Raw genomic sequence first — 1264 nt, 5'->3', positions numbered from 1 at the left:
GAGCAGCGCCGGGTGCACACCGAAGCCACCCGCCTCACCGACCGGGAGCCGGACCGTGCCCGAGGCGGTCCGGTCCATGCGGGCCACATGGTCACGGACGGGAACTACCACCGCACCTACAAGGTCTCCGAGCTGCCGCAGAACCTGGCCCGGCTGGGGTTCCTGGACGAGCTGGTGTTCGCCGGGGACTTCCGGCACACGGTCTCGGTGTTCCTGGCTCCGGTGGAGCGTGGGGCCGCGGTGCGGTCCGTGCAGCGGCGCAAGACGGACTGGCACACGAACTCGCGGCTGATGAGCAAGCTCGGGCGCATCGGGTCGTTGGAACATGACCAGTCCCTGGAGGACGTGGAGCGCGAGGAGGCCGAGCTGCGGCGTCGGCACACGGGCGTGGATGTCGTCGTGCTGGTCACGGTGACCGGGTCCTCGCGGTCCGAGCTGGAGTCCGCGGCTGCGGAGGTCGTGGCCTCCGGGATCACGGCCGGGTGCGAGCTGCGCCCGGTGTGGATGGAGCAGGACGCGGCGTTCGTGGCCGGTGCCCTGCCGTTCGGAAGGATGAAGCTCTGATGCGTGAAGAACCGAAGGTCGATCTGTTCCAGATCATCGAACCGGGCAAGGACGAAGCCCGAGAGGCCAAGCGTGCGGCCCGGGAGCTGGAGCGAGGCCAGCGGGCGCTGCGGAAGGCGATGGCTGCGCAGGCTAAGGAGGTGCGGTTCCCTCAGCCGCAGTGGGGCAAGGCCGGACCGCGCGGGGCACGGCAGCTGCGGGGGATGCGCACGCTGGCCCCGCGGCCGGTCCGCACGACGACGCATACGGCCTCGACGGCGTACCCGTTCGTGGCCGGCCCCGGTCTGGGTGCGCGCGGGCTGATGATCGGCAAGGACATGCACGGCGGCGGCGCGTTCTGCTTCGACCCGTGGGCACTCTATGAGGCCGGGATCATCTCGGGCATGTCGATGATGCTGTTCGGTCAGGTGGGCACCGGGAAGTCGTCACTGGCCAAGTCGCTGGCGGTGTGCAGGTGCTGGCCGGGCGCAAGCTCTCGGTGGCCTCGGACAAGAAGGGCGAGTGGACCCGTGTGGTCAAGGGCCTGGGTGGATCGGTGATCCAGGTCGGCCCTGGCCTGGACACGCGCCTGAACCCGTTGGACCCGGGCACCCGGCCCTCGACGGACGTGCAGGGCGAGCTGATGACGGATCGGGCGTGGGCCTCGATGGTGCGGACTCGGCGCATGTCCATCTTGGTGGCCCTGGTGAAGATCCTCACC

At 70.1% G+C, this 1264-nt stretch carries 2 protein-coding genes; both read left to right on the top strand.

The genetic code is table 11. The features are described from left to right. Positions 1 to 564 (top strand): SCO6880 family protein (locus tag AB0L75_RS44330; protein ID WP_365191957.1); only part of this gene is annotated, 564 nt, incomplete at its 5' end. Beyond that, positions 564 to 1103, top strand: a complete 540-nt coding sequence (locus AB0L75_RS44325; protein WP_365191956.1) for a hypothetical protein — start codon at positions 564 to 566, stop codon at positions 1101 to 1103. The genes AB0L75_RS44330 and AB0L75_RS44325, both read left to right, overlap by 1 nt. The last annotated feature ends 161 nt before the right edge of the window (positions 1104 to 1264 follow it).

Origin of the sequence: Streptomyces sp. NPDC052101, from assembly GCF_040680235.1 — a bacterium.
Classification (GTDB): domain Bacteria; phylum Actinomycetota; class Actinomycetes; order Streptomycetales; family Streptomycetaceae; genus Streptomyces.
This window is presented reverse-complemented; position numbering and strand designations above follow the sequence as displayed.